The following is a 26329-nucleotide window of genomic DNA, read 5'->3' on the forward strand; positions in this document are numbered from 1 at the left end:
CGGTTACTCGTGTTCCTTGCTGATGTCGGTAGTAGGGAGGTGGTCGTCGGCATACGGGTCAGGGTGACCCAGTTCTGCCAGCAATGTTCGTTCCAGTGCTTCCATCTCTTCGGCTTCGTCATCATCGATGTGATCGTAGCCAAGCAGATGCAGGCAACCATGGATAACCAGGTGTGCCCAATGTGCTTCAAGTGCCTTGCCCTGTTCGGCCGCTTCGCGCTCGACCACGGCCACGCAGATCACCAGATCGCCCAGCAGGGGAATATCGAGCAGTTCGTCGGGGACGTCGGCAGGAAATGACAACACATTGGTTGCGTAATCTTTATGACGGTAGGTGTGATTGAGCTCACGGCCTTCGCTTTCATCGACCAGGCGAATGGTCATTTCCGAATCGGCAGTGCGCTGGCGCAAGGCCAGCTCACACCAGCGGCGGAAGTCGGCGTCATCAGGGCTGGCCGCATCGGTAGCCCGTTGCAGGTCGAGTTCAAGCATCGCGTGCGGGTGCCTCGGCCTGGCGGCTCTCGAAACGGTCGTAGGCCTCGACGATGCGCTGCACCAATGGATGACGCACGACGTCCTTGGACTGGAAGTGGGTAAAGCTGATGCCCTGCACGTCCTTGAGCACATCGATGACATGGGTCAGGCCCGACTTGGTGCCGCGTGGCAGGTCGACCTGGGTGATGTCACCGGTGATCACCGCGGTCGAGCCGAAGCCGATCCGGGTGAGGAACATCTTCATCTGCTCGAGCGTGGTGTTCTGGCTTTCGTCGAGGATGATGAAGCTGTTGTTCAAGGTGCGACCGCGCATGTACGCCAGCGGCGCGATCTCAATGACCTGACGCTCGATCAGCTTGGCCACATGCTCGAAACCGAGCATCTCGTAGAGAGCGTCGTACAGCGGACGCAGGTACGGGTCGATCTTCTGCGACAGGTCGCCGGGCAGGAAACCGAGCTTTTCGCCCGCTTCGACCGCCGGACGCACCAGCAGGATGCGCCGCACCTGTTCGCGCTCCAGCGCATCGACTGCGCAGGCTACGGCCAGGTAGGTCTTGCCGGTACCGGCCGGGCCAACACCGAAGTTGATGTCGTTGGCGAGGATCTCTTTGACGTAGCGTTGCTGGTTGGCACCGCGCGGGGTGATCTTGCCCTTGCGCGTGCGCAGCGAAACGCTGACCTCGTTGACCGCCGGATTGGCGATGTGTTCGACCGCCGACTCCTGCAGATACAGGTGGACCGTTTCCGGCGACAGCTCGGTGGCCTTGGTCTCACGATAGAGACGGCGCAGCAGCTGTTCGGCAGCGGAGGTGGTCTTGGGTTCGCCGACCAGTTCGAACTGGTTGCCGCGGTTGCGGATCTGGATGGACAGACGCTGCTCGATGAGCCGCAGGTGCTCGTCGAACTGGCCACACAGGTTGGCGAAACGATGGGCCTCGAAGGGTTCGAGGATGAAACGATGGGGTTCTATGGGTGCGTTCAAGGTCGTTTTAGGCCGCTCGCCGGCTATAGAGGTGAACTCAAGAATAACCCTTGTCTGACAGTGGCGAAAGCACTGAAACGATCAAGGGTCGGTGCAGGCGCTTTTGCCGACCAATTGACCCGCCGTCGGTGCCATGTGAGGCCTCGTAGTGAGCCGGGCTCTGCTATGATGCGGGCCATTTTCAGACCAGTGTGCCTATACGCCGATCATGAGCAAAAGCGAACCCGCGATCTACAAAGTGATCTTCCTCAATCAGGGGCAGGTCTTTGAAATGTATGCCAAGCAGATCTTCCAGAGCGACCTCTGGGGTTTTCTCGAAATCGAAGAGTTCGTCTTCGGCGAGCGCACCCAGGTGGTGGTCGATCCGAGCGAAGAAAAGCTCAAGGCCCAGTTTGAGGGAGTGATCCGCAGCTTCGTGCCGATGCACTCGATCGTGCGCATCGATGAAGTCGAGCGGTTGGGTACGGCGAAGATCAGCGAAGCCAAGATCACCGGCAACGTGATGCCGTTCCCGATGCCAATACCTACCAAATAATCCTTACGGCAGCGGGGCGAAAGGGCTGCGGCCCTCGGCGTTCTGCAGTTCGAGCAGGTATTTGCGGAAGATCTGGCCGAGCACCTGGGTGGCGTGCTCGAGTTCGTCGCGGGGCATCTGCTCGGTGACTTCGTCAGCCAGGTCGAGGGCATCCTCGGCACCGTTGACCGCGGCCATCTTCAGCAGAATGTACGCCTGGACATTGTTGGCCTTGACCCCTTCACCATGGAAGAACATCGAGCCAAGCCGATACTGGGCCTGAGCATGGCCTTGCAACGAGGCTTGCTGGAACCAGTTGAGGGCTTTGTTGAGGTCGCGTGCGGCTTGCTCGCCGTTACCGCTGTAGTAGAACTCGCCCAGCTCGTACTGCGCCTGGGCATCCCCAGACTCGGCAGTGTGCTCGCACGCCTTGAGGGCGTTCTGCAGGTCCTCTGGCTGAACGTTGAGAGTGCAGCGGCCCGTCGCTGGAATCAGCAACGAGTTACCGCCCTCTGCCAAGGCCAGCAGGGGCTGAAGGAGCAACAGGCAGCCCAGGGTCAGGGCGCGGCCGGTGCGGTTCATGGGGATCGACTTACCTCTGCAAGCTGTCCGATGTCTCTGGTGGCACATTATGGGATAAGCAGCGCCAACCTTACAAAGTTTTACTCGATTTTCTGCTGAAGGTGGGGCTGCGGGGGCCTATTCGCGGCGGACCGCCGCGAATAGGCCCTCAGCCGCGCTGATTTACTTCAGTTTGGCAAACGCCCGCTCGGCCGCATCCAAAGTGATTTTCAGCTCGGTATCGCCATGCACGATCGAGGTGAAACCAGCCTCATAAGCGCTTGGCGCCAGGTACACACCGCCTTCCAACATCAGGTGGAAGAAGCGCTTGAAGCGCTCGGTGTCGCTGGCCATGACGTCGTCGAAGGTGACGATATCGTCCGCGCCGGTGAAGTACAGGCCAAACATACCACCCGCTTGAGTGGTGACAAACGGCACGCCCGCAGCATCGGCGCGCTGTTGCAGGCCGTCGAGCAGGTTGCTGGTGAAGCGGCTCAGCTCATCGTGGAAGCCCGGACGGCTGATCAGCTTGAGGGTAGTCAGGCCGGCGGCCATGGCCAGTGGGTTACCCGACAGGGTACCGGCCTGGTAGACCGGGCCGAGCGGGGCGATGCATTCCATGATCGCGCGCTTGCCGCCGAAGCAGCCGACCGGCATGCCGCCACCGACGATCTTGCCGAAGGTGGACAGGTCCGGGGTGATGCCGTAATGACCCTGGGCGCCGCCCAGCGATACCCGGAAGCCAGTCATCACTTCGTCGAAGATCAACACCACGCCATGCTTGTCGCACTGCTCGCGCAGGCCTTCAAGAAAGCCCGGCGCCGGCGGTACGCAGTTCATGTTGCCGGCAACCGGCTCGACGATGATACAGGCGACACTCTGGCCGACTTCGGCGAGGGTCTTTTCGACTTCGGCGAGGTCGTTGAACGGCAGGGTCAGGGTGTGCTTGGCAAAGTCTGCCGGGACCCCCGCCGAACTCGGCACGCCCTGGGTCAGCAGGCCGGAGCCGGCCTTGACCAGCAGGCTGTCGGAGTGGCCGTGGTAGCAGCCTTCGAACTTGATGATAGCGTCGCGGCCGGTGTAGCCACGGGCCAGGCGAATGGCGCTCATGGTCGCTTCGGTGCCGGAGCTGACCATACGCACCATTTCCATCGACGGCACCAGCGAGCAGACCAGGTCGGCCATCTCGGTTTCCATCGCGGTCGGCGCGCCGTACGACAAGCCGTGTTCGAGCTGCTTGCGCACCGAGTCGAGCACGTCCGGGTGGCTGTGGCCGAGAATCATCGGCCCCCACGAGCCGACATAGTCGACGTAGCGCTTGTCGTCTTCATCGATGACGTAGGCGCCCTGGGCGTGCTTGAAGAACAGCGGCGTGCCACCGACGCTCTTGAAGGCACGCACCGGCGAGTTGACGCCACCGGGGATGTGCTTCTGGGCCTGGGCAAAAAGGAGTTCGGAACGGGACATGGTTTTCTCTCGAATTCAGGAAGCGAACAGCGCGTTGAACGCGCGGGCCCGGCGGGTGACTTCGTGGGCGTCGTCAGCCGCAAACAGGCCATGAATGACGGCCAGCAGGTCGGCGCCGTGGTCGATCAATGCCGAGGCGTTGTCGAGGGTGACGCCGCCGATCACGGCGATCGGCAGTTTCACCGTGGCGCGGGCCTGGGCCAGCAACTCCAGGCTGGCAGCCGGCGCGCCGGGTTTGGTCACGGAGTTGAAAAAGCGGCCGAAAGCGACATAGTTGGCGCCTTCACGGGCGGCCTGCTCGGCCAGCTCGAGTTGAGCGTGACAGGTCGAGCCGATGATTGCATTGCGCCCGAGCAAGGCTCTGGCAGGTGTCAGCGGGCCGTCGGTCTGGCCCAGGTGCACGCCGACGCCCAGGCGCGCGGCCAGCTCGGCGTCGTCGTTGATGATCAGTTGGGTGCCGTAACGCTCGCAGAGCACCTTCAAGGCTTCCGCTTCGCGCAGGCGCTTGGCCGCATCGTCGCTCTTGTCGCGGTACTGCAGCAGGCGCACACCGCCGGCCAGCGCCGCTTCTACATGGGATTCAAAGCGGCCAGCGAGCAGCTGGCTGTCGGTGATCGCGTACAGACCGCGTAGCTTCATGTCAGGCCTCGTGTGCGTAGCTCAGGAGCAGAAATCCAGCGGCAGGCGGCGCGGCACGAATTGGCCACGGCCCAGTTGTTCGGCGTCGCGCAGAGTCCGCCAGGTGTAGTCGAGGGCGCTGCGTACGGCGCTTTGCAGTTCTTCGCCAAGGGCCAGGCGACCGGCCAGGGCGCTGGCCAAGGTGCAACCGGAACCGTGATAGCTGCCCGGCAAGCGCTGGCAGAGCCAGGTCTGGCTGCTGCCATCGCGGCTGTACAGGCGGTTATGAATGGCGTCTTCGTCACCGTGGCCGCCGGTAATCAACAGGTTTTTGCAGAACGGCAGCAGCTTGGCTGCGCACTCGTCGGCACTGCCTTCGGGCAGCTCGGCGAGAATGCGTGCCTCGGGCAGGTTGGGCGTGGCGATGGTCGCCAGCGGCAACAGCCGTTCGCGCACGGCATAGCCGACCTCATCCTTGCCCAGCCGACCACCGCCGCCAGCGCGCAGTACCGGGTCACAGACCAGCGGCAGGTGCGGGTGCGCTGCCAGCAGCTCGGCCACGGTGTCGACCATTTCGATCGAGCCGAGCATGCCCAGCTTCACCGCCGCCACCTGCGAGTCGTTGAGTACGGCGTTGGCCTGGGCCAGCACCCACTCGCGGTCGAGCACGCGGAAGTCGGAGACGTTGACGGTATCCTGCACGGTCAGAGCGGTCACGGCGGGCGCGGCGTGACAGCCTTGGGCGATCAGGGCTTCGATATCTGCCTGCAGGCCGGCGCCGCCACTGGGGTCGTGGCCGGAGAGACAGAGGACAACGGGGCGGGAGCTGTAGATATTCATGGTCGGCGAGCTTACCACCAAACCTATTTCGGCGAAGCGCCCCGCGTGTCGATAGTGCAGGGCGTTGCTCGGGATGGGACGGTTATTTCGCCTGTAAATGGCGTGCTAGAGCTGTTCAGTCAAAATAATGCGGACTTGATCGCCATCACTGATGGCTATGCTAGAGTGCACAAATAATTCGATAACGGGCTCTACCGGATTACGTCGCCTCAAAGGGAAAGGGGGCCAACGCGACGCAACCGAAAGGGCCATGCTGGGGCTGTAATGCGCTATTTGCTGATCATCTTGCTGGGCTGCTTGCCCGTGCTCGCCGCAGCTGTGGATTTTGACGACGCGACCCGGCGTCTGCCGCTAGGCAAAATCATGCAGGTGTATGAGGACCGCACGGCCAATGCGACCATTGCCGAGGTCAGCTCGGCGGAATTTGCCGAGCGTTTTGTCACCCATAAAGAAGACGTGCTCAACGCCGGTTATTCCAACTCGGTATTCTGGCTGCGCCTTGATCTGCGCTACGTTGCGCCGGCCAGCCAGGCCGCCCGGCAATGGCTGCTGGAACTCGCTTACCCGCCGCTCGATCACCTCGAGCTGTACCTGGCCGACGCCCGCGGCCATTTCAAGCTGGCGCAGCGCACCGGTGATGCCCTGCCGTATGCCAGCCGGCAAATCCAGCAGAACAACTACCTGTTCGAACTACCACTGCAGCCCGGCCAGCCGACCACGGTGTATCTGCGCCTGCAGAGCGAAGGCTCGGTTCAGGCGCCGCTGACGCTATGGTCGGTGAATGCCTACATGGAAGATCAGCCTACCCGCCTGTATGTGCTGGGGATGATCTACGGCGTGTTGCTGGTGATGCTGGTGTACAACCTGTTCATCTACATCAGTGTGCGCGACGTCAGCTACCTCTATTACATCCTCTATATAGCCTCGTTCGGCTTGTACCAGGTGTCGGTCAACGGCGCCGGAGTGGCGTATTTCTGGCCGGACAGCCCGTGGTGGGCAAACGCGGCGACACCGCTGTTCATCGGTGCCGCCGGCTTGTTCGGCTGCCAGTTTGCCCGCCACTTCCTGCAGATGGGCCTGCTCAGCCGCGGCTTCGACCGGCTGCTGCAAGTGCTGATGCTCGGCGGCGCGCTGGTCATGGTGCTGGCGGTGACCCTGCGCTACGGCGTGGCTCTGCGCATGGCCACGGTGCTGGCGCTGCTGTTCACCGTGAGTATCTTCAGCGCCGGGCTGTATGCCTGGTGGCGCGGGCTGCGGGTGGCGCGCTGGTTCATCATCGCCTGGTCGGCGTTTTTGCTCGGCGGGCTGGTCAATACCTTGATGGTGCTGGGCTATCTGCCCAACGTGTTCATCACCATGTACGCCAGCCAGCTCGGCTCCGCGCTGGAAGTCGCCTTGCTGTCGCTGGCTCTGGCCGATCGCATCAACAGCTTGCGCGAGCAGCAGGCGCAGACCCTGCGCGACACCGGCCAGACCCTGGAGCAGCTCAACCAGCAACTGGCCCGCAGCAACCGTTTGAAGGACGAGTTCCTGTCGACCGTGACCCACGAGCTGCGCACCCCGATGAATGGCGTGATCGGCTCGCTGCAGCTGATGCAGACCCTGCCGATGGACAGCGAACTCAGCCAGTACCAACACACTGCCACACGCTCCGCCCAAGACATGATGGTGATGGTCGACGACATCCTCATCCTGAGCGAACTGCAGGCGGGCCGGCTGCGTGCGCATCCCTTGCCGTTCAACCTGCGCCGCGAGTTGCAGGAACTGCGCGCCAGCTTTGCCGGGCTGGCCTTGAGCAAAGGCCTGTACCTGAGTTTGGATATCCCGGCCGACCTGCCCGACGAGCTGGTCGGCGATGCGCCAAAGCTGATGCGCTGCCTGCGTTGTCTGGTCGACAACGGCTTGAAGTTCACCGAGCAGGGTGGGGTGATGATCAAGGTCCGTGGCCGCCGGGTTGGCCCGCACAGCCTGGCGCTGTCGTTTATCGTCAGTGACAGCGGCATTGGTTTTGATGACCTTGATCAGGCCACGCTTTATCAGCGCTTCTTCCAGGTCGATGGCTCGATGACCCGGCGCTATGGCGGGCTGGGCATCGGCCTGTCGATCTGCCGGCAGTTGGGCGATTTGCTTGAAGCGAGCCTGTCGCATGAGTCGACCCGCGGACTGGGCAGCCGTTTCGAACTGACCCTGAACCTGAGCGCGGCCCAGGTTCAGGCGCCGCCGGGCCGCGTTGCCAGGTTCTGAGTGCACGGCGTTGTCGTAAAGCGCCGCCGCGATAGGCCGATTCGTCACTTTGACTGACCGCGCAACGGTGCTTCACTGGCAGTCCAAGGCCAGCACGGCACCAGGAGCGCGCCCATGAACCTGCACCAGTACGCCGAGACTCACCAGGTCAGCAACCAGCCGCCTTCATTGGATGGCGCCAACCTGTACCGGCTCGATCTGCCGTTGCAGCAATGGTCACAGCGCTTTGGCGCCGGCTGGGCGCAGGCGCAGCTGGACAGCTATGGCGCGCTGGCCGGTGGGCCGCTGATGGCGGCGGGGTTTCTGGCCAACGCGCACAAGCCCGAGTTCCACAGCCACGACCGCTATGGCCATCGCATCGACCTGGTCGAATTTCATCCGGCCTATCACCAGTTGATGCGCACTGCTGTCGAGCATGGCTTGCCATCCTTGCCCTGGGCTGCGCCGCAGCCTGGTGCGCATGTTGCCCGCGCCGGGCTGACCTATCTGCACTCGCAAGCTGAAGCCGGCACCGGCTGCCCACTGACCATGACCTTTGCCGCGGTGCCTGCGCTGCGCGTGCAGCCGGAGCTTGCCGAGTACTGGCTGCCCAAGCTGCTGGCCCGCGACTACGACCCGCGCAATGTCGGCGACCGGCACAAGGCCGGTGTCACCCTCGGCATGGCCATGACCGAAAAGCAGGGCGGCACCGACGTGCGCGCCAACACCACGCGGGCCTATCCGGTCGGCGCCGGTGGCCCCGGCCAGGCGTACGAGCTGGTCGGGCACAAGTGGTTCTGCTCGGCGCCGATGTGCGATGCGTTTCTGACCCTGGCGCAGACCGACAAAGGCTTGAGCTGCTTTTTGCTGCCGCGCCATCGCCCCGATGACAGCCGCAACCAGTTCTATATCCAGCGCCTGAAAAACAAACTGGGCAACTGCTCCAATGCTTCCAGCGAAATCGAATTGCGCGGCGCCCTGGCGTGGATGATCGGCGAAGAGGGCCGCGGCGTGCCGACCATCATCGAAATGGTGGCGATGACCCGCTTCGACTGCATGGTCGGCTCCAGCGCGCTGATGCGCCAGGCGCTGACCCAGGCCGCGCACCACTGCGCCCATCGCCAGGTCAGTGGGCGCCTGCTCGCTGAGCAACCCTTGATGCAGAACGTGCTCGCTGACCTCGCCCTGGAAAGCGAGGCCGCGCTGGCGCTGAGTCTGCGCATGGGCCAGGCATTGGACCAGCTCGAAGATCCGCAGCAGGCGCATTTCGCCCGGCTGATGACTGCGGTAGGCAAATACTGGATCTGCAAGCGCGCCCCGGCGATGATCAACGAAGCGGCGGAATGCATGGGCGGCGCGGGCTACGTCGAAGACAGTATCCTGCCGCGGTTGTACCGCGAGGCGCCGGTCAACTCGACCTGGGAGGGCTCGGGCAATGTGCAGTGTCTGGATGTGCTGCGTGCACTGAGCAAGGAGCCCGGTATTCAGGACGCGTTGTTCGCCGAGCTGGGCGATGGCCACGGCGAACCGCGGCTGGCGGCGCATATTGCCAGGCTCAAGAGCGCCTTGGCCGACACCAGTGACATCCAGTACCGCGCCCGCCAGCTGAGCGAAGACATTGCCCTGGCGGTGCAGGCCAAACTACTCCTCGAAGCGGGCAATGCGCAGGTCAGCGATGGCTTCATCGCCAGCCGCCTGGGCGGCTCGGGCAGGGTCTACGGCGCCTTGCCGCGCGGTGTCGACGTGCAGGCGCTGGTCGCGCGGGCGACGCCGCCGTGGCCGTGCTGAGGCTAATGCATCCGCAGGGGTGTATTTGCTACCGAAGCAAGGCAAGATGGCTGCACGCATGACAGAAAACAGGAAGCCCAGCGTGAGCCAAGCGTTTGTAGTCGTTGATACCCCCGAACAGGCCGTCGACCGTCTGGCGGCCCTGCATGAACAGGCCACCGGTGCCCTCAGTCAGGCCCTCAAGCGTTACCTCAAGGACCGCACCGAACCGGACGCCGAAGAGCGCGCCCTGTACCGCTACCCAGCCTTGCGCCTGACCTACTACAGCAACGGCGAAGTCGCGGCCACCACCCGTGCCTATGGCAAGGTCCAGGTCGCTGGCACCTACAGCGTCACCGTGACCCAGCCTGAAGCCTTCCGCAGTTACCTGCTCGACCAGTTGCGGCCCCTGATGCACGACTACACGGTGATCGTGGAAGTCGGCGTCAGCGAGCAGAACATCCCCTACCCGTACGTGGTCGAGCAGGGCGATGAACTGGCCGGAACCGGCATCACCGCCGCCGCCCTGGCGCGGGTGTTCCCCAGCACCGACCTGTCGGCTGCCACCGACGATATCGCCGACGGCCTGTGGGACTGGAGCAATGCCGACAATCTGCCGCTGGCGCTGTTCGACGCCGCCCGCGTGGACTTCTCGCTGCGCCGCCTGGTGCACTACACCGGTAGCGACTGGCGCCATGTGCAGCCATGGATCCTGCTGACCAACTACCACCGCTACGTTGACCAGTTCATTGCCCATGGCCTTGAGCAGCTGCGTGACGACCCGCGCTTTGTGCGCATGGTCTTGCCCGGCAACGTGTTCATCGAAAAAGGCCTGAACGAAGGCGAGACCCAGGCGCTGGTGGCCAGCGTGGTCTGGCACCGCTTCCAGATGCCGGCCTATCACCTGATCGCCGCCGATGGCGACGGTGTGACCCTGGTCAACATCGGCGTCGGCCCGTCAAACGCCAAGAACATCACCGACCACCTGGCCGTGCTGCGCCCGCATTGCTGGCTGATGATCGGCCACTGTGGCGGCCTGCGTCAGTCGCAGACCATCGGCGATTACGTGCTGGCCCACGCCTACATGCGCCGCGACGGCATTCTCGATCGAGTGGTGCCGCCGAACATTCCTATCCCGGCCCTGGCCGAGGTGCAGATGGCGTTGCAGGAAGCGGCGGCGCAAGTCACCGGCGAGCGCGGCGACGAGCTGAAAAAACGCCTGCGCACCGGCACCGTGCTGACCTACGACGACCGCAACTGGGAGCTGCGCTGGGCCCAGGAACGGCCGCTGATCAACCTTTCGCGAGCGGTGGCGGTCGACATGGAAAGCGGCACCATCGCCGCCCAGGGTTATCGCCTGCGGGTGCCTTACGGGACCTTGCTCTGCGTGTCGGACAAACCCCTACACAGCGAGATCAAGCTGCCAGGTTCGGCCAATGCGTTCTACAACCGCGCGGTCAGCCAGCACTTGAAAATCGGCATCGCGGCGCTGGATCTGCTGCGTACCGAGCTCAATTCGTTGCACTCGCGTAAACTGCGCAGCTTCGATGAGCCGCCGTTCCGCTGAGGATCCATGCCCCTGCCACCCCGTTCCAAGCCGCGCCGCACCCCAGCGCCGCGGCCTGCCGGCCCCCGCCGGCCGGCCAAGGCGCCACCGGCCGAGCCGCGCCTGGTGCTGTTCAACAAGCCGTTCGACGTACTGACCCAGTTCAGTGACGGCGACGGCCGCGCCACCCTCAAGGATTTCATCGATATCCCCGGGATCTATCCCGCCGGGCGCCTGGACCGCGACAGCGAAGGCTTGCTGTTGCTGACCAATGACGGTCGCCTGCAAGCACGGATTGCCGACCCCAAGCACAAGCTGGCCAAGACCTATTGGGTCCAGGTTGAAGGTGAGCCCAGCGAGGAGCAGTTGCAGCGCTTGCGCCAGGGCGTCGAGCTCAATGACGGCATGACCTTGCCAGCCGAGGCGCGGCTGTTGGCCGAGCCGCAGTTGTGGCCACGCGAGCCGCCGGTGCGCTTTCGCAAGAGCGTGCCGACGGCCTGGCTGGAGCTGGTGATTCGTGAAGGGCGCAACCGTCAGGTGCGGCGCATGACCGCTGCGGTCGGCTTGCCGACTTTGCGTCTGGTGCGGGTGAAGATCGGCGACTGGACGTTGGACGGGTTGGATCAGGGCTGCTGGCGCGACGCACCGCCCAAGCTGTAGCTGAGCAGGGCGTGTGCGTCAGACGCCCTCAATCATTCCCACCACCACGCTCTTGATGATGAACGCGAGCACGCCCAGGCCGAGCACGAAGAACAGGATCAGCGTGCCGAAGCGGCCTGCCTTGGATTTTTTCGCCAGGTCCCAGACGATGAATCCCATGAAACCGATGAGAATGGTCACCAGGATGATCATCATCCATTCTTCGAATTTTTCAGGATCCATCTGTGCGCTCCAGGCAGGCTCAAGCGGCGGAGTATACGCCCGGGCCCCTCAGCTGTTAACGCAGGTGGGTCAATGGCAGCTCGGTGCTGGCCAGTACCTGGTTGAGCACAAAGCTGGAACGCACGCTGGTAACGCCTTCGATGCGGGTCAGACTGCCCAGTAGCAGTTTCTGGTAATGGTCCATGTCCGGCACCACCACCTTGAGTTGATAGTCGGCGTCCATACCAGTCACCAGGCTGCACTCGAGCACCTGCGGCAGGCTGCGCACGGCGGCTTCAAACGTCTCGAAACGCTCAGGGGTATGCCGGTCCATGCCGATCAAAACATAGGCGGTCAGGCTCAAGCCGAGCTTCTTGCGGTCCAGCAGTGCAACCTGGCGCGAGATGTAGCCGTCGTCTTCCAGTTGCTTGACCCGACGCGAGCACGGCGAGGGCGACAGGCCGATGCGTTCGGCCAGTTCCTGGTTGGAGATGCGCGCATCGCGCTGCAATTCGGCAAGGATGCTCAGGTCGTAGCGGTCGAGCTTGCTCATGAAAGGGGCCTTTTCTGTTCGGATTGCGGCGAATTATCAATCCAGGGTTAAAAATTGCGCAAGTGCTATTTATCTGAGCAATCTTCGCAATCCTGTGCCGGGCTCTGGCCGGTATCTTTATCAACAGAATCACTGCCCGGACATCAGTCCACGGCGACCGGCCCAGGAGGCCGCTCGCGGCCCGCGATCAACACGATCAGCCGGCCCCCGGGCTACGCTCTGTCTACCAGACGGGGTGAGGTGAGCCGGCGCCACAAGTGCCGAGCACGGACGACAATTGCAAAGGGAGGCCACTTGGCCTCCCTTTTTTATGGCTGGATTTTCATCTGCCCACGCATGCTGCGCGGTAAACTGGCGGCAGTTGCGGTTTTACTTGTCGAGAGGAATACCATGAGGTCGCGCGGCTGGCAGTTGGCAGGGGTAGGTGTGCTGGCAATGGCTATCAGCGCCGCAGTGCAGGCGCAAGGGCCTGGCGATGGCCGTGGGCCACAAGACCCGAATGGCGGCGGTAGTTCCGGCTCGTCATTGAATTCTCGGGATGAAGTACGCCAGACCGAGCAACCCCGTCAGGGTTATTACCAGGACATCCCGCGCCGTGGCCCCGACAATCGCCATTGGCAGGCGGGCGGCCCCGGTCAGCGCCCCGGTGACAACTGGTCAGGTCGCCCCGATGGTCACGGCAATGGTTGGGGGCCAGGCCCGCAGTACCACCCCGGGCAGGCGATCGACCGCTTCCCTGAGCAGCACTGGAAAGTGCCCTATCGCGGCCGCGATTATTTCTACTCCGGTGGCTACTGGTATCAGCCGCAGGGACCGCGCTACGTAGTGGTGCGCCCACCTTACGGCGTGCGCGTCGGTTACCTGCCGCCGTATGCGCGAGAAGTCTGGCGCGGCGGTGCGCTTTTCTTTCTGGTCGCTGACACCTACTACCAATACCTGGCCGATAGTCGCGAGTACGTGGTGGTGAATCCACCGGTCAGCCAGCCTGTGCCACCGTTGCAGGCCAACAGTGGTTATGACGTGGTTGCTTACCCAAGCTACGGGCAAAACCAACAGCAGCAGGATCAGGACCGCTATCAGTGCCATCGCTGGGCTGTCGAGCAGTCCGGCTTCGATCCGGCCCAGGCCAGCTATGCGCCGGCGGCAAATGTCGCCGACCTGTATCGGCGCTCGCTTGGGGCGTGCCTTAGTGGGCGTGGGTACAGCATCAACTGATAGCGCTCGTTTCTGATTTTTTTGTCTGGTTCGAGTATGTCGGGGGCTGCTTTGCAGCCCTTTCGCGACACAAGGCCGCTCCTACAGTTGACCGCGCAAGCCAGGCGTTACGCGGTCCCTGTAGGAGCGGCCTTGTGTCGCGAAAGGGGCGCAGAGCGCCCCCCGGCTTCCTGACTGCCATCACAGCGGGTCAGCATGCACCATCACATCCGCCTGCGGATAGCGCTCGCGGATCACTGCCGAGGCTTGCACGCACAGCTCGTGGGCATCATGCAGTGACAGCGTGCCGGGCAGCTCAAGGTGCAGTTGCACAAACCAGTAGCTGCCGGACACGCGCGTACGCAGATCATGCGCGCCGAGCACCCCGGGGATGGCCGTGACCAGCGCCAGCATCTGCTCGGCCACATCGCCGGGCAGCTCCTTGTCCATCAGGATCGCCGTACTTTCCCGAGCAATCTGCACTGCACTCCAGAGGATATACAAGGCAATGCCCAGGCCGAACAGCGCGTCCAGCTGCGGCCAGCCATAACCGGCCAGCAGCAACGCCAGCAGGATGCTGCCGTTGAGCAACAGGTCGGAGCGGTAATGCAGGGAATCGGCACGCACTGCGGTCGAGCCGGTGGCCTTGATCACTTTGCGCTGCAGCGCCAGCAGGGCCACGGTCAGCACCAGCGATAACACCATCACACCGATACCGGCCGCCGTATCACCCAGCGGCTGCGGTGACTGCAGACGACTCACCGCCTGCACCCCGATCAGCACCGCGCTGGCGCCGATGAACAACGCCTGGGCCATGCCGGCCAGCGCTTCCGCCTTGCCATGGCCAAAGCGGTGATCGTCGTCGGCCGGGCGCAGGGCGTAGTGCACTGCCAGCAAGTTGAGCAGCGAGGCCACCGCATCCAGCGCCGAGTCGGTCAGCCCGGCCAGCAGGCTGACCGAGTCGCTCAGCCACCAGGCAATCGCCTTGCTCACCACCAGAATGCAGGCCACCGCCAGCGAAGCGCGAGTGGCCAGGCGGAGCAAGCGTTGCTGTTCGGCAGTGGGCGTCATGCGTTGAGCATCCTGCGAAGTGTCAGGCGGCCGGGATCAGGCCGTAGCTGGCCAACTGCTCGACGCTGCCGCGGTGCTGGATCAGGCGCGGGTCGTTGAGCGGCAGGCGCTGGCCCAGTTCGCTTTCGAGAATAGCCTGCAGCTTGCTGTTGTCGATGCTGCCATCGGCATTCACCGCCGGCTTGAGCTTGGCCGGGTCGACCTGGGCGGTGGTGCCGCCGGGGTAGTAGATCGCGCCAGTGGCAAAGTCGACACCAAAGGCGATCAGGCCCGGGATCACGTAGAACAGAATGCCGATGGCATCGAGGGCGACGATCACCGGGTCGACCTTGCCTTCGATCTGGCCACGGCGATCTGGATAGAACAACGTGCCGCAGGCCGTCAGCTGAGTCAGCAGGGTGGCAACCAGGGCGCCACCGATGACGCGGGAATGAATGCGCATGTAAATCTCCGATGGAAAATCGCAACGAAACAGGCCAGCGGCCTGCTGCCGATAGTATGACCTATCGGGCCTCGCCCGGTTCGCCGTTATACTCGGCGCCTCGTTCGAGGACCACCATGATTTCATTACCAATCGATGCCGTACTGCCCGCCCTGCGCCAGGCGCTCAGCGCGCGCCACGAAGCCGTGCTGGAAGCGCCGCCTGGCGCCGGCAAGACCACCCGCGTGCCGCTGGCCCTGCTCGACGAGCCGTGGCTGGCCGGCCAGCGCATCATCATGCTCGAGCCACGCCGCCTGGCCGCCCGGGCCGCAGCCGAGCGGCTCGCCAGCGAGCTGGGCGAGCAGGTCGGGGAAACGGTCGGCTATCGGATTCGGCTGGACAGCAAGGTCGGGCCGAACACCCGCATCGAAGTGGTCACCGAAGGCATCCTGACCCGCCGGCTGCAGTCGGACCCGGCGCTGGAAGGTGTAGGCCTGCTGATTTTCGACGAGTTTCACGAGCGCTCACTGGACGCCGATCTGGCGCTGGCGCTGACCCTCAACGGGCGGGCGCTGCTGCGCGACGAGCCAGCGCTGAAAATCCTCTTGATGTCGGCAACCCTCGAAGGCGAGCGCTTGGCGCGCCTGCTCGACGACGCCCCGGTGGTCAGCAGCCAGGGCCGCATGCACCCGGTAACGATCCAGTGGGGCCGGCCGATGCAGCCGGGTGAGTTCGTCGAGCCGCGGGTGGTCGACTGCGTGCTGCAGGCGCTGGCCGATCAAAGCGGCAGCCTGCTGGTGTTTCTGCCCGGCCAGGCCGAGATCCGCCGAGTCCATCAAAGCTTGCAGGAAGCCGTCGGCGAGCGCTCCGACATCATCCTCTGCCCGCTGCACGGCGAGCTTGACCTGAACGCCCAGCGTGCTGCCATCGAGCCGCCTGCCAGCGGCCAGCGCAAGGTGGTGCTGGCGACCAACATTGCCGAAACCAGCCTGACCATCGATGGCGTGCGGGTGGTGATCGACGCCGGCCTGGCGCGGGTGCCGCGGTTTGACCCGGGCAGCGGCATGACCCGCCTCGACACTCAACGCATCTCCCGCGCCAGCGCCACCCAGCGCGCCGGGCGGGCAGGGCGGCTGGAGCCGGGCGTGTGCTACCGGCTGTGGTCCGAAGCGCAGCATGAACAATTGGCCGCCCACGGCACCGCAGAAATTCTCCAGGCCGACCTGGCCGGGCTGGCGCTGCAACTGGCGCGCTGGGGCGTGAGCCCGGACCAGTTGAGCTGGCTCGACCAGCCGCCTGCCGCTGCCTACGCCCAGTCACAAGACCTGCTGGCCCGGCTTGGCGCCTTCAAACCGGCCAGCCGCAGCAACCTGAGTAGTCATGGCCAGGCCATGGCCGAACTGCCCGCGCATCCACGGATCGCCCATCTGTTGCTGCGCGGGCAGCAACTGGGTCTGAGCGAAATGGCCTGTGACGTCGCCGCGCTGCTGGGCGAGCGTGACATCCAGCGCGGTGGCGGCGCTGATCTGCACAGCCGGCTGGCACTGCTCAGCGGCCAGAGCAAAGCAGTGCGCGGTGCGCAAGGCGGCGTGCAGCGTGCCCGCCAGTTGGCGCGCCAATACCGCGGTCTGCTGCGTGGCAGCGCGCAGACGCCGGTCGCCGACCCGCAGCATCCACGCTGGCTCGGGGCACTGCTGGCGCTGGCCTATCCAGACCGCGTCGCCCAACAGCGCCGTGAAGGCAGTGCCGAGTGCCGTCTGGCCAATGGTCGGGCGGCGTTGTTTGCCGAGGTCGATGGGCTGATGAAGTGCCCGTGGCTGGTGATTGCTGACCTCGGCAGCCGTCAGGGCCAGCGCGAAGAGCGGATCTATCTGGCTGCCGAGTTCGACCCTGGGTTGTTCGACGGGGTGCTCGCCGAGCAGGTGCAAACCCTCGACCTGCTCGACTGGGATGAGCGTGAGCAGGTCCTGCGTGCCGAGCGCCAGCGCAAGGTCGGTGAGCTGGTGCTGAGCCGTGAAGCCCTGCCGGGGCTCAACGATGAAGCCCGCGCGCAGGCGCTGCTCGGTCTGGTCCGACGCAAGAGCCTGGCCTTGTTGCCGTGGACCCCGGAGCTGCGCCAGTGGCAAGCGCGGGTGGCTCTGCTGCGCCAGCTGGATATGGCGCAGAACGGCGCCAGCGACTGGCCCGATCTGTCTGACCAGGCCCTGCTCGACAGCCTCGAAGCTTGGTTACAGCCGTATCTGGGCAAAGTCTCGCGGCTAAGCCATTTCGCCCAGCTGGATCTGTCGTCGATCCTGCGCAATCTGCTGCCCTGGCCGCTGCCGCAGCGGCTGGAAGAGTGGGCGCCGCAGCATCTGGATGTGCCCTCCGGCTCGAGCATCCGCCTGGACTACAGCGAGACGCCGCCGATTCTGGCGGTGCGCCTGCAAGAGCTGTTCGGTCTGGCCGACACCCCACGCATCGCCCAGGGCCGCCAGCAGGTCAAGCTGCACCTGCTGTCGCCGGCACGCCGGCCAGTGCAGGTGACCCAGGATCTGGCCAACTTTTGGCGCATGACTTATGCCGAGGTGAAGAAAGACCTTAAAGGCCGTTATCCCAAGCACTACTGGCCTGATGATCCGCTGATCGCGCAGGCCACCGCGCGGGTCAAACCGCGAGGGACCTGAGCAGTGAGGGCTAGCTGGTTTTTTGCAGGAGGAAGGTGGCGATCTCACTTTCGCTGATATTCAGGTAGTTGAACCGGCCAGGTTGGTGATGGGGAGTGTCTTCCAAGGTACCGACTCTGTGTCCGAGGTGGTCGCGCAGATGACACAGCAGGCCTTCGTCGGTCTCTTGCAGGGGTTCAATTTTCCAGTAATCGGTCACCTCTGCGATCCAGTAGAAGCCCAGATAGCCGTTCGTGCTGACTCCCAGTCTGCGCGGTACCTGCGGGCCGGAGCCTTGCTTGCTCCGGCCAGGGATGTGCAAGTGATAGTGCAAGCGGTTGTCTTCCATGGAGTGGTAGTCGAAGGAGATGATCAATGAAGGTTCATTGCCCCCCGTTTGCAGCCAGTCGTTTTCTGGGCTCACGCCCCAAGAGAACTTATCGTTCGGCTGGCTCAGCCGCAGTGGCGTATTTCGACCCTCTTCATGCAGATACAGCCTGGCGCGAAATGAATTGGCGTATGTATCGATGATGCTTGGGTTCATGGAGTGTGCCTCGCAGTGCCTAGGGTATGGGCCGCACGGTTCCGGGCGGCGTTACACCTTAGGTTGCGAGCTCAGCTCAACGGAGGCTGAAGCCTTTCCTGGCTGTGCTCATTCACCCCGAGGCGGGCGCTGCGGCCCAGGCATGGCGAGGTCGGCGCGTACGGGCAGGTGATCGGATATCTGCTCGGTGCCGTTGCCCAGCACATAGGCCTGCAAGCGCAGCAGGCGCGGGCTATGGAAGACGAAGTCGACACTGCGATCGGGCCCGCTGAGGGCCGGGTCGTTGGGGAAGTGGGTCAGCCACAGTGCCCGCTCGGCGCCGCTGGCTTCAGCATTGCTGGGGATCATCGGGTACTTGTCCCAGAGCAGGTGCAGGTCGCTGTCCGGGGCGTAGCTGCCACGCTGGGCAGGCGGCAGGCGGCGATACTGGCCTAGCGGCAACTGCTTGAAGTCGCCGCCGAGCAGCCACGGCGTACCCTGGCTTTCGAGGCGGTCGACGACCTTGCTGACGTGGTTCATCTGCCGCCTTTGCAGGTCGCTGCCGGCGCGGTAGGGCGACAGCTGGGTGTTGAGCACCGCCAGTCGGCTGCCGTCGCTCAACGGCAGATAGCTGACCTGCAACGCCGGTTGCTGCTCGAGCAGCCGGCTCAGCGGGCCGCTCACGTCATTGGGCAGTTGCAGGCGCTCGGCCTTGGCGATCGAGTAGCGACTGAGGGTAGCCAGGGTGCGGCCCACGCTGCCGAAGATATGCCGGTCAGGGACAAAGCCAGCCTGCCACTGATAGCTCTGCACGCTGCACGGGTAGAGGTCGGCCAGACGCTCGTGGAGCAGGCCGAGCTGGTCCTGGTAATCGCTGGCCTTGGCGTCTTTGTCCAGCTCCTGCAGCAGTACCACATCAGGCTGCTCGGCACGGATCACCCGCGCAACCTCATCGAGGGTGAACGCCAGGTCTTCCGCGGTGGCGCGGGTATCGCTGCCCTGGCCCTGGTCGTTCCAGAACACATAGCGCTTGCCGGCCAGGTGCTGCACGTTCCAGCTCATCACTTTCAGCGGCTGGCCGGCTTGCAAGAGTGGCGCCGGGTTCTGACAGGCGACTGGTAGCGCTTCACGCGGGGCAGGTTGCCAGCCCAGATGGTTGGCCAGCAACCAAAGCAAGGCCAGCGGCAGGAAAATCAACAACAGGACGTTGCGCAGTAGTCGGATCATCGGCTCGGCTTGTCGGTGCGAATGGCGCCAGCATACCCAAGGTGGTGGCGCCGTGTCAGCGTGGCTCAGGCGCCAGCATTGGCCTCAAGCAGCATGAAGATGCGGAACAGCACCACGCTGCTGAACAACTGCAGCAGCCCACTGAGGCTGTCCATGGCCAATTGCACGCCGCCGGCGGGGTCGGGGAAGGCCATCAGCAACAGGCCGTCGAGCAACCATGCCGGTGCCAGCGAAACGAACACGCAGACCAGAATGCGCATGAAATGGCCAGTGGTCATCCGCGCGCTTTCGCGCATGGCCTGCATCAACGGCATGCCGCGCAGCACCAGCAGGTACTCGGCAAACACCAGGTTGATCATGATCCAGATGCCGGGGAACACGAACAGTGCCAGGCCGGCCATGATCAACAAGGTGCTGATCATGATCAGCAAGGCCAGCGGCGGCCACAGCTGCACGGCGCGGGCGAACAGATCGCGCTTGGCGATGTGCTGGTCTTGGCTGCGGGTGTCCAGATAGAGGATCAGCGCCGCACTGTACAGCGGGTACAGCAGCAGGCTGACAAGCATGCCGTAGACCGGCGAGGCGCTGTCGCCGAGCTGGCGATAGAGCAGTTGGGTGGCCAGTGCCTCGAGCACGATCAACGGCAGGCAGAGCTGGACGATGCTCGCCAGGTGGCGGCGGAAAAAGTACAGGGAGTCGCGCAGAACGCTCAGCGGATTCATCAGTCAACATCGCATGGCAGTAATAGCAGGGGCGTAACTTTAGCCCACTCCGGCCCTTGCTGAAAAAAGTTTCACCCGTGCGCCGATTGAATCCCGCGCCGCCACCCCCCATCTTTGACGCATCCGATGTCCCGCCCAGCGCGTGAGGTAAGCATGAATACCGAAGAACAATCGCTGATCGATGGCCTGTTTGGCCGTATCAAGCAAGCCGAAGACCCCAACCAGCCGCGCGATGCCCAGGCCCAGGCCTGCATCGAAGCGCACCTGCGCGCACAACCGGCGGCGCCGTACTACATGGCCCAGGCGATTCTGGTGCAGGAGGCTGCGCTCAAGCAGCTGGATGAAAAGAACAAGCAGCTGGAGGCCGAGCTGAAGCAGGCCCGCGCCCAGGTCGATGCGACCCGCAGCAGCAACACCAACAGCGGTGGCTTCCTGTCGAGCATCTTTGGTGCCGGTAGCCGCAGCCCTGATCCGCAGCCGCAGCGCCCGGCAGCTCCAGCAACGTCTGGCGGCGGCTGGCGTGACCCTGCGCCTGCTGCGTACAACGCGCCAGCACCAGCCCAGCAACCGCAGCAGCAATCGGCGTTCAACGCCGCGCCGGCCCGCTCGGGTGCGTCGAGTTTTCTCGGTGGGGCCATGCAGACGGCAGCCGGAGTTGCCGGTGGCGTGCTGCTGGCGCAGGGCATCAGCAGCATGTTCCACCACAACTCGCAGCCAGACGAAGTGGTCGAGGTGATCAAGGAAGAACCAGCGCCGGCCAGTGACAGCGGCGGCTGGCAGGACCAGGGTGCGCAGCAGCAGGTGGCCGACAACGGTGGCTACGGCGCTGACCAGGGCGGCTACGCCGACACTGACTACGGCAGCGACGATGGCGGCTTCTTCAGCGACGACGACAGCTTCGTCTGACAGCTGGCATACTGCTCAGCTTTGCGGGCGCCTGCCCGCTCAGCCGAGGCCTGGATGAAAAAAATCGCGCTGTTCGCCGACGTGCAGAACCTCTACTACACCGTCCGCCAGGCCCACGGCTGCCACTTCAACTATGCAGCGCTGTGGGCCGAAGTGAGTCGCGAAGGCACCATTGTCGAAGCGGTGGCCTATGCAATTGATCGCGGCGACAGCAAGCAACAGCAGTTTCAGCAGATTCTGCGCAACCTCGGTTTCGAGGTGCGCCTCAAGCCTTATATCCAGCGCAGCGATGGCTCGGCCAAGGGCGATTGGGATGTCGGCATTACCCTGGATGTGATCGAAGCGGCCAGCCGGGTCGACCAGGTGGTGCTGGCGTCTGGCGATGGTGATTTCGATCTGCTGCTGGAGCGGGCGATTCAGCGTCATGGGGTAGAAGCAGTGGTGTATGGCACGCCGGGATTGACGGCACTGTCGTTGATACGCGCGGCCAGCCGTTATGTGCCGATCGAGGGGCATCTGTTGTTACGCCACTGATCGTACGCGGTCCCCTGTGGGAGCGGCCTTGTGTCGCGAAAGGCGCGCGCAGCGGGCCCAGGATCTGTGCAGCACCACAGAATGGCGGGGCCGCTGCGCGACCCTTTCGCGACACAAGGCCGCTCCTACAGGGACGTATCTCAGGTTAAACTGCCGCCTTCGCTGAACCCCCCTGACGGTATTGAAATGAATTTCGCCCAACTCGGCCTGATCGAACCGCTGCTGCGCACCTTGCAGCAGCGCGACTACTCCACCCCGACGCCCGTGCAGGCCCAGGCCATCCCCGCCGTGCTGGCTGGCCGCGACCTGATGGCCGCCGCCCAGACCGGCACCGGCAAGACCGCAGGCTTTGCCCTGCCGGTGTTGCAGCGGCTGGCGCTGGAAGGTGAGAAGGTCGCCAGCAATTCGATCCGCGCACTGATCCTGGTGCCGACCCGCGAGCTGGCCGAGCAGGTCCATGCCAACGTCCAGCAATACGCCGAAAACCTGCCGGTCTCGACCTACGCCGTGTACGGCGGGGTCAGCATCAACCCGCAGATGATGCGCCTGCGCCGTGGTGTCGATCTGCTGGTGGCGACCCCAGGCCGGCTGCTCGACCTGTTCCGGCAAAAAGCGGTCAAGTTCGGCCAGGTGCAGATGCTGGTGCTCGACGAAGCCGACCGCATGCTCGATCTGGGCTTTGCCGAAGAACTGCAGTCGGTGTACGCCGCACTGCCGCGCAAGCGCCAGACCCTGCTGTTTTCGGCGACCTTCTCCGAGCAGATCCGCATGCTCGCAGGCCTTGCCCTGAACGACCCACTGAGTATCGAAGTGAGCCCGCGCAACGCCGCTGCCAATACCGTCAAACAGTGGCTGGTGCCGGTCGACAAGAAGCGCAAGGCCGACCTGTTCTGCTACCTGCTGCGCAAGCAGCGCTGGAAGCAGGTGTTGGTGTTTGCCAAGACCCGTAACGGTGTCGATCAACTGGTCGAGCGCCTGCTCGCCGAAGGCGTCGTGGCCGACGGCATCCACGGCGATCGCCCGCAAGCGACTCGCCAGCGCGCGCTGGATACCTTCAAGGCCCGCGAGATTCAGGTGCTGGTTGCTACCGACGTGGCCGCCCGTGGCCTGGACATCGACGACCTGCCGCTGGTGGTCAACCTCGACATGCCAATCGTCGCCGAAGACTACGTGCACCGGATTGGCCGTACCGGCCGGGCCGGCAACAAAGGCGAGGCGATTTCGCTGGTATGCGCCGATGAAGTGCAGATGCTCTCGGCGATTGAAACGCTGATCCGCCAGACCCTGCCGCGCCACGAAGAACCGGACTTTATCCCCGAGCACCGGGTGCCGCTGACCGACGCCAGCGGGCAAGTGATCAAGAAACCGAAAAAGCCCAAGAAGCCCAAGGAAAACAGCGCCAAGCGTGGTCTGGGCAAATGGATGGACAGCACTGATTCGGCCGACGCCAAGCCAGCGGTGAAAGCCGTGCGCAAGGTGCCGAGCTTCAACGGTGGCCCGCGCAAGCGCAAGCCGTAGGCTGATCAGAGCCGAGCGCAGGCCCTGCGTTCGGCTCGACTCGCCATCAGCGGGCGTTGAGCCACTCGGCCGCAGCCTTGCCCGCACGCAAGCCACTGGCAAAGCACGCCGTGAGCAGATAGCCGCCGGTCGGTGCCTCCCAGTCGAGCATCTCGCCAGCGCAGAACACCCCCGGTAGCTGACGCAGCATCAAGCCCTCATCCAGCCCAGTAAAACGCACCCCACCGGCACTGCTGATGGCCTCGTCCAGCGGCCGCGTGCGTACCAGCTCGATCGGCAGCGCCTTGATCGCCGCCGCCAGTGCCTGCGGGTCAGCAAACGTGGCCTGATCGGTCAGCTCACGCAACAACCCCGCCTTCACGCCATCGATGCCCAACTGACTGTGCAGATGCTTGGCCATCGAGCGCGAGCCACGTGGCTTGGCCAGGGCCTGGGCGATTTTGTCCACAGGCTTGTCTGGCAGCAGATCGAGCAGCAGGGTAGCGCGGCCCTCGCGGTTGATCGCCTCCCGTACCGGCGCCGACCAGGCATACACCAGGCTGCCTTCGACGCCTTGGGCGGTGAGGATGAATTCGCCCTTGCGCGGCGGGCTGCCGGGCATGGCCAGAGCGATGTTCTTCAGCGGTGCCCCGGCAAACTTGCCCACCAGCAGTTCGCTCCAGCCTGCCACTTCAAAACCACAGTTGCTCGGCTGCAATGGCGAGATATCCACAGCCCACTCTGCCAGCAATGGCAGCCAGGCGCCGTCCGAACCAAGCCGTGCCCAACTGCCGCCACCCAGCGCCAGCACCACGGCATCAGCCTGTACGCTCAGTTCGCCCTGTGGATAAGCTATCCGCAGCGCGCCCTCGGCATTCCATCCCAGCCAATGATGCCGGGTGTGGATAACTACGCCGCTGTCGCGCAGGCGTTTGAGCCAGGCGCGCAGCAACGGCGCGGCTTTCATATCGGTGGGGAACACCCGCCCGGAGGTGCCGACAAAGGTCTCGATGCCGAGATCATGTATCCACTGGCGCAGCGCGTCGGCATCAAAGTCGCGTAACAGCGCGTCGATCTCGCGGCTGCGCTCGGCATAGCGGCCGACAAACGCGGGGTAGGGCTCGGAATGGGTGATGTTCATGCCGCCAACGCCCGCCAGGAGAAACTTGCGCCCCACCGACGGCATGGCGTCGAACACCTGCACCGCTGCGCCCGACGCCGCCAGGGCTTCGGCGGCCATCAGCCCGGCAGGGCCGGCACCAATAACGGCAACCAGAGGAGGGCGAGCAGGGTCAAGATCAGACATGGTCGGTGGCAACGGGCTGTGGAAAAGAGCCGGCATTCTACCCCAAGCACGCTTTCGCAAGCACTGGTCAAAAAATGATCAGTGCTTTGCAGGCCATACAGCTAGAGGCCTGCAGCGGGTTGCCAGCAGGTTATCCACAGGCGGTTCCACAGTCATTGTGAACAACTGATGACACGCGCTGCCGTGTGATGAAGGATGCCATGGCGCTTGGCCAAGGCCAGGCGGTCCTTGCTGTAGCCGCCACCAATCACCCCGACCACCGGGATATCCCGCCCCAGGCAATGCCGCAGGACCTTTTCATCGCGCGCCGCCAGGCCTTCGTCGGTCAGTTGCAGGTAACCCAGCGCGTCGTCCTTGTGCACATCCACTCCGGCGTCGTACAGCACCAGGTCGGGCTGGTACAGCGGCAGCAAATAGTTGAGCGCGTCATCCACCACCTGTAAGTACTCGGCGTCGCCCATGCCCCGCGGCAGCGGGATGTCCCAATCGCTCTGCGCCTTGCGCGCGGGGAAGTTCTGCTCGCAGTGCAGCGACACGGTGATCGCCTCTGGCGTGTCTTGCAGCATGCGTGCGGTGCCGTCGCCTTGATGCACGTCGCAGTCGAAGATCAGCACGCGGTGCACGCGCCCGGCCTCCAGTAGATAACGGCTGATTACCGCCAGGTCATTGAAGATGCAAAAGCCTGCCGGGTGGTCGTAGTGGGCATGATGAGTACCGCCGGCGAGGTGGCAGGCGACGCCGTCGCGCAGGGCCATCTCGGCGCTCAACAGCGAGCCACCGACCGCCCGCACGGTGCGTCGGGCGAGCGCTTCGCTCCAGGGTAGGCCAAGCCGGCGCTGGTCCTCGCGGGACAGCTCGCCGCTCATGTAGCGCTCGATATAGCTGCGGTCGTGGGCCAGCGCGAGGATGTCGTTGGGGCAGATATCGGGGCGCAGCAAATCTTCGTCGCGGGTCAGGCCGCTGTCGATCAGGTGGTCGCGCAGCAGGCGAAACTTGTCCATCGGGAAGCGGTGCTCGGCGGGAAACTCCGGGCTGTAGTCGTCGTGGTAGATCAGCGGCAACGGCATGATGGGATCGCACTAGAGATGTGTGTGGATAGTGCCAGCTCCGGTGGCCGTTGGGCTATTGCCGGGCGCCGCCGCGTTGCTGGGCCTACCCTGTAAGATGCGATACGACCTTTTCGGAGCTGGCTGATGACGCTGATCCCCAAACTTGAGAGCGCCCGCCTGATCTTGCGCCAGTGGCACGACGAAGACCTCGCCGAGTTCGCCGCGATGTCTGCCGACCCGCAGGTGATGCGTTACTTCCCGGCGCCGTTGAGCCGGGTCGAGGCCGCTGCGCTGATCGGCCGGGTGCGCGGTCACTTCAATGAATACGGCTACGGCCTGTGGGCGCTGGAGCGCAAGGACACCGGCGCGTTCATCGGCATGACCGGCCTGCTCAACGTCAACTTCGACGCGCCGTTCGCCCCGGCGGTGGAAATCGGCTGGCGCCTGGCCCGCCGGCACTGGGGCCTGGGTTTTGCCAGCGAAGCGGCCTGGACCTGCCTGCGCTGCGCCTTCGCCCAGCTGCGTCTGGAGCAGGTGGTGTCGTTCACCAGCGAGAGCAACCTGGCGTCGCAGAAGGTCATGCAGGCCATCGGCATGCAGCAGGACCTCGACGGCAGCTTCGACCACCCCAAGCTTGCCGCCGATGACCCGCTGCGCCGGCACGTGCTGTACCGCATCGATCGCGCCCACTGGCAGGACACCCTGCACGGCTGAATGGCGCTGCATGCGTAGCGCTGATGACAAATTCTGTATCATCTTGTCTTTCAAAAATGCTGTAGCGCCGTGCTGCCTAGCTAGGAGAACACC

Annotated in this window: 26 protein-coding genes; 11 read left to right on the forward strand and 15 right to left on the reverse strand. The window is 64.2% G+C overall.

Features of this window, described 5'->3' with window-relative positions:
• Positions 1-3: 3 nt before the first annotated feature.
• Entirely contained in the window at positions 4-492 is a 489-nt protein-coding gene (gene ybeY / locus M2396_RS22305) for an rRNA maturation RNase YbeY (RefSeq protein ID WP_101322249.1), read from the reverse strand.
• Positions 485-1477 (reverse strand): PhoH family protein, encoded by a 993-nt coding sequence (locus M2396_RS22310; protein ID WP_101322248.1) that lies wholly within the window; start codon positions 1475-1477, stop codon positions 485-487. Before M2396_RS22310 ends, ybeY begins: the two co-directional genes overlap by 8 nt.
• A 208-nt stretch (positions 1478-1685) precedes the next feature.
• Between M2396_RS22310 and M2396_RS22315 the strand changes: the two genes are divergently transcribed.
• On the forward strand, positions 1686-2012 hold the full coding sequence (locus M2396_RS22315; RefSeq protein WP_101322247.1) for a DUF1820 family protein: 327 nt from the start codon (positions 1686-1688) through the stop codon (positions 2010-2012).
• A gap of 3 nt (positions 2013-2015) precedes the next feature.
• On the opposite strand, the gene M2396_RS22320 is transcribed toward M2396_RS22315, so the two are convergent.
• The 4 genes from M2396_RS22320 to M2396_RS22335 form a co-directional block, all read right to left on the reverse strand.
• A complete protein-coding gene (locus M2396_RS22320; RefSeq protein ID WP_101322246.1) occupies positions 2016-2573 on the reverse strand; it encodes a tetratricopeptide repeat protein in 558 nt (185 codons plus the stop codon).
• A gap of 162 nt (positions 2574-2735) precedes the next feature.
• The gene (gene hemL, locus M2396_RS22325; RefSeq protein ID WP_101322245.1) at positions 2736-4019 is read right to left on the reverse strand and encodes a glutamate-1-semialdehyde 2,1-aminomutase; all 1284 of its coding nucleotides are present in this window, start codon (positions 4017-4019) and stop codon (positions 2736-2738) included.
• Between the two features lie 15 nt (positions 4020-4034).
• Positions 4035-4658 (reverse strand): thiamine phosphate synthase, encoded by a 624-nt coding sequence (gene thiE / locus M2396_RS22330; protein ID WP_188036723.1) that lies wholly within the window; start codon positions 4656-4658, stop codon positions 4035-4037.
• Between the two features lie 21 nt (positions 4659-4679).
• Positions 4680-5477 (reverse strand): hydroxymethylpyrimidine/phosphomethylpyrimidine kinase, encoded by a 798-nt coding sequence (locus M2396_RS22335; RefSeq protein WP_150570966.1) that lies wholly within the window; start codon positions 5475-5477, stop codon positions 4680-4682.
• A gap of 264 nt (positions 5478-5741) precedes the next feature.
• Here M2396_RS22335 and M2396_RS22340 point away from each other — a divergent pair, with 264 nt between their 5' ends.
• From M2396_RS22340 to M2396_RS22355, 4 genes are all read left to right on the forward strand, one after another.
• Positions 5742-7721, forward strand: a complete 1980-nt coding sequence (locus tag M2396_RS22340; RefSeq protein ID WP_259078813.1) for a hybrid sensor histidine kinase/response regulator — start codon at positions 5742-5744, stop codon at positions 7719-7721.
• A gap of 114 nt (positions 7722-7835) precedes the next feature.
• Positions 7836-9488, forward strand: a complete 1653-nt coding sequence (locus M2396_RS22345; RefSeq protein ID WP_150570964.1) for an acyl-CoA dehydrogenase family protein — start codon at positions 7836-7838, stop codon at positions 9486-9488.
• Between the two features lie 58 nt (positions 9489-9546).
• Positions 9547-11034, forward strand: a complete 1488-nt coding sequence (gene amn, locus M2396_RS22350; protein ID WP_259078814.1) for an AMP nucleosidase — start codon at positions 9547-9549, stop codon at positions 11032-11034.
• A 6-nt stretch (positions 11035-11040) separates the two neighbouring features.
• On the forward strand, positions 11041-11673 hold the full coding sequence (locus M2396_RS22355) for a pseudouridine synthase (protein ID WP_101322239.1): 633 nt from the start codon (positions 11041-11043) through the stop codon (positions 11671-11673).
• A gap of 18 nt (positions 11674-11691) precedes the next feature.
• On the opposite strand, the gene M2396_RS22360 is transcribed toward M2396_RS22355, so the two are convergent.
• Together M2396_RS22360 and M2396_RS22365 are read right to left on the reverse strand one after the other, a co-directional pair.
• Positions 11692-11895, reverse strand: a complete 204-nt coding sequence (locus M2396_RS22360; protein WP_101322238.1) for a DUF2788 domain-containing protein — start codon at positions 11893-11895, stop codon at positions 11692-11694.
• A 55-nt stretch (positions 11896-11950) separates the two neighbouring features.
• Complete coding sequence (locus tag M2396_RS22365; RefSeq protein WP_101322237.1) at positions 11951-12427, reverse strand: Lrp/AsnC family transcriptional regulator; 477 nt, start codon at positions 12425-12427, stop codon at positions 11951-11953.
• A gap of 390 nt (positions 12428-12817) precedes the next feature.
• Between M2396_RS22365 and M2396_RS22370 the strand changes: the two genes are divergently transcribed.
• Positions 12818-13642, forward strand: a complete 825-nt coding sequence (locus tag M2396_RS22370) for a DUF6515 family protein (protein WP_181107859.1) — start codon at positions 12818-12820, stop codon at positions 13640-13642.
• A 180-nt stretch (positions 13643-13822) separates the two neighbouring features.
• Here M2396_RS22370 and M2396_RS22375 read toward each other — a convergent pair whose 3' ends face one another.
• Both M2396_RS22375 and M2396_RS22380 read right to left on the reverse strand, forming a co-directional pair.
• The gene (locus M2396_RS22375; protein WP_101322235.1) at positions 13823-14692 is read right to left on the reverse strand and encodes a cation diffusion facilitator family transporter; all 870 of its coding nucleotides are present in this window, start codon (positions 14690-14692) and stop codon (positions 13823-13825) included.
• 22 nt (positions 14693-14714) lie between these two features.
• The gene (locus M2396_RS22380) at positions 14715-15134 is read right to left on the reverse strand and encodes a polyribonucleotide nucleotidyltransferase (protein ID WP_101322234.1); all 420 of its coding nucleotides are present in this window, start codon (positions 15132-15134) and stop codon (positions 14715-14717) included.
• Between the two features lie 116 nt (positions 15135-15250).
• Between M2396_RS22380 and hrpB the strand changes: the two genes are divergently transcribed.
• Positions 15251-17779 carry an ATP-dependent helicase HrpB gene (gene hrpB / locus M2396_RS22385; RefSeq protein ID WP_259078817.1) on the forward strand — a complete coding sequence of 843 codons (2529 nt, stop codon included), beginning with the start codon at positions 15251-15253 and terminating at the stop codon, positions 17777-17779.
• A gap of 10 nt (positions 17780-17789) precedes the next feature.
• Here the strand turns inward: hrpB and M2396_RS22390 are convergent, their stop codons facing one another.
• The 3 genes from M2396_RS22390 to M2396_RS22400 all read right to left on the reverse strand — a co-directional run bounded on the left by M2396_RS22390 (position 17790) and on the right by M2396_RS22400 (position 20230).
• On the reverse strand, positions 17790-18302 hold the full coding sequence (locus M2396_RS22390) for a hypothetical protein (protein ID WP_259078819.1): 513 nt from the start codon (positions 18300-18302) through the stop codon (positions 17790-17792).
• Positions 18303-18410: 108 nt separating this feature from the next.
• The gene (locus tag M2396_RS22395) at positions 18411-19508 is read right to left on the reverse strand and encodes an endonuclease/exonuclease/phosphatase family protein (protein ID WP_259078821.1); all 1098 of its coding nucleotides are present in this window, start codon (positions 19506-19508) and stop codon (positions 18411-18413) included.
• 65 nt (positions 19509-19573) lie between these two features.
• A complete protein-coding gene (locus tag M2396_RS22400; RefSeq protein WP_101322230.1) occupies positions 19574-20230 on the reverse strand; it encodes a YciC family protein in 657 nt (218 codons plus the stop codon).
• A 153-nt stretch (positions 20231-20383) separates the two neighbouring features.
• Between M2396_RS22400 and M2396_RS22405 the strand changes: the two genes are divergently transcribed.
• From M2396_RS22405 to M2396_RS22415, 3 genes are all read left to right on the forward strand, one after another.
• On the forward strand, positions 20384-21136 hold the full coding sequence (locus tag M2396_RS22405) for a DUF2076 domain-containing protein (RefSeq protein ID WP_259078822.1): 753 nt from the start codon (positions 20384-20386) through the stop codon (positions 21134-21136).
• 54 nt (positions 21137-21190) lie between these two features.
• Positions 21191-21670 (forward strand): NYN domain-containing protein, encoded by a 480-nt coding sequence (locus tag M2396_RS22410; protein ID WP_101322228.1) that lies wholly within the window; start codon positions 21191-21193, stop codon positions 21668-21670.
• A gap of 186 nt (positions 21671-21856) precedes the next feature.
• Entirely contained in the window at positions 21857-23188 is a 1332-nt protein-coding gene (locus tag M2396_RS22415) for a DEAD/DEAH box helicase (protein ID WP_103435085.1), read from the forward strand.
• Between the two features lie 46 nt (positions 23189-23234).
• On the opposite strand, the gene M2396_RS22420 is transcribed toward M2396_RS22415, so the two are convergent.
• Both M2396_RS22420 and M2396_RS22425 read right to left on the reverse strand, forming a co-directional pair.
• A complete protein-coding gene (locus M2396_RS22420; protein ID WP_259078823.1) occupies positions 23235-24473 on the reverse strand; it encodes a TIGR03862 family flavoprotein in 1239 nt (412 codons plus the stop codon).
• Between the two features lie 152 nt (positions 24474-24625).
• The gene (locus tag M2396_RS22425) at positions 24626-25540 is read right to left on the reverse strand and encodes a histone deacetylase (protein ID WP_150571274.1); all 915 of its coding nucleotides are present in this window, start codon (positions 25538-25540) and stop codon (positions 24626-24628) included.
• 126 nt (positions 25541-25666) lie between these two features.
• On the opposite strand from M2396_RS22425, the gene M2396_RS22430 reads away from it, so the two are divergent.
• The gene (locus M2396_RS22430) at positions 25667-26236 is read left to right on the forward strand and encodes a GNAT family N-acetyltransferase (RefSeq protein ID WP_101322225.1); all 570 of its coding nucleotides are present in this window, start codon (positions 25667-25669) and stop codon (positions 26234-26236) included.
• Positions 26237-26329 lie beyond the last annotated feature (93 nt).

This window comes from Pseudomonas sp. BIGb0278 (assembly GCF_024809895.1).
Taxonomy (GTDB): domain Bacteria; phylum Pseudomonadota; class Gammaproteobacteria; order Pseudomonadales; family Pseudomonadaceae; genus Aquipseudomonas; species Aquipseudomonas shirazensis.

Coding starts and splice junctions, on each gene's coding strand:
- ybeY (WP_101322249.1), bottom strand. CDS start 492: ATGCTTGAACTCGACCTGCAACGGGCTACCGATGCGGCCAGCCCTGAT.
- M2396_RS22315 (WP_101322247.1), top strand. CDS start 1,686: ATGAGCAAAAGCGAACCCGCGATCTACAAAGTGATCTTCCTCAATCAG.
- M2396_RS22320 (WP_101322246.1), bottom strand. CDS start 2,573: ATGAACCGCACCGGCCGCGCCCTGACCCTGGGCTGCCTGTTGCTCCTT.
- hemL (WP_101322245.1), bottom strand. CDS start 4,019: ATGTCCCGTTCCGAACTCCTTTTTGCCCAGGCCCAGAAGCACATCCCC.
- thiE (WP_188036723.1), bottom strand. CDS start 4,658: ATGAAGCTACGCGGTCTGTACGCGATCACCGACAGCCAGCTGCTCGCT.
- M2396_RS22335 (WP_150570966.1), bottom strand. CDS start 5,477: ATGAATATCTACAGCTCCCGCCCCGTTGTCCTCTGTCTCTCCGGCCAC.
- M2396_RS22340 (WP_259078813.1), top strand. CDS start 5,742: ATGCGCTATTTGCTGATCATCTTGCTGGGCTGCTTGCCCGTGCTCGCC.
- M2396_RS22345 (WP_150570964.1), top strand. CDS start 7,836: ATGAACCTGCACCAGTACGCCGAGACTCACCAGGTCAGCAACCAGCCG.
- amn (WP_259078814.1), top strand. CDS start 9,547: ATGACAGAAAACAGGAAGCCCAGCGTGAGCCAAGCGTTTGTAGTCGTT.
- M2396_RS22355 (WP_101322239.1), top strand. CDS start 11,041: ATGCCCCTGCCACCCCGTTCCAAGCCGCGCCGCACCCCAGCGCCGCGG.
- M2396_RS22360 (WP_101322238.1), bottom strand. CDS start 11,895: ATGGATCCTGAAAAATTCGAAGAATGGATGATGATCATCCTGGTGACC.
- M2396_RS22365 (WP_101322237.1), bottom strand. CDS start 12,427: ATGAGCAAGCTCGACCGCTACGACCTGAGCATCCTTGCCGAATTGCAG.
- M2396_RS22370 (WP_181107859.1), top strand. CDS start 12,818: ATGAGGTCGCGCGGCTGGCAGTTGGCAGGGGTAGGTGTGCTGGCAATG.
- M2396_RS22375 (WP_101322235.1), bottom strand. CDS start 14,692: ATGACGCCCACTGCCGAACAGCAACGCTTGCTCCGCCTGGCCACTCGC.
- M2396_RS22380 (WP_101322234.1), bottom strand. CDS start 15,134: ATGCGCATTCATTCCCGCGTCATCGGTGGCGCCCTGGTTGCCACCCTG.
- hrpB (WP_259078817.1), top strand. CDS start 15,251: ATGATTTCATTACCAATCGATGCCGTACTGCCCGCCCTGCGCCAGGCG.
- M2396_RS22390 (WP_259078819.1), bottom strand. CDS start 18,302: ATGAACCCAAGCATCATCGATACATACGCCAATTCATTTCGCGCCAGG.
- M2396_RS22395 (WP_259078821.1), bottom strand. CDS start 19,508: ATGATCCGACTACTGCGCAACGTCCTGTTGTTGATTTTCCTGCCGCTG.
- M2396_RS22400 (WP_101322230.1), bottom strand. CDS start 20,230: ATGAATCCGCTGAGCGTTCTGCGCGACTCCCTGTACTTTTTCCGCCGC.
- M2396_RS22405 (WP_259078822.1), top strand. CDS start 20,384: ATGAATACCGAAGAACAATCGCTGATCGATGGCCTGTTTGGCCGTATC.
- M2396_RS22410 (WP_101322228.1), top strand. CDS start 21,191: ATGAAAAAAATCGCGCTGTTCGCCGACGTGCAGAACCTCTACTACACC.
- M2396_RS22415 (WP_103435085.1), top strand. CDS start 21,857: ATGAATTTCGCCCAACTCGGCCTGATCGAACCGCTGCTGCGCACCTTG.
- M2396_RS22420 (WP_259078823.1), bottom strand. CDS start 24,473: ATGTCTGATCTTGACCCTGCTCGCCCTCCTCTGGTTGCCGTTATTGGT.
- M2396_RS22425 (WP_150571274.1), bottom strand. CDS start 25,540: ATGCCGTTGCCGCTGATCTACCACGACGACTACAGCCCGGAGTTTCCC.
- M2396_RS22430 (WP_101322225.1), top strand. CDS start 25,667: ATGACGCTGATCCCCAAACTTGAGAGCGCCCGCCTGATCTTGCGCCAG.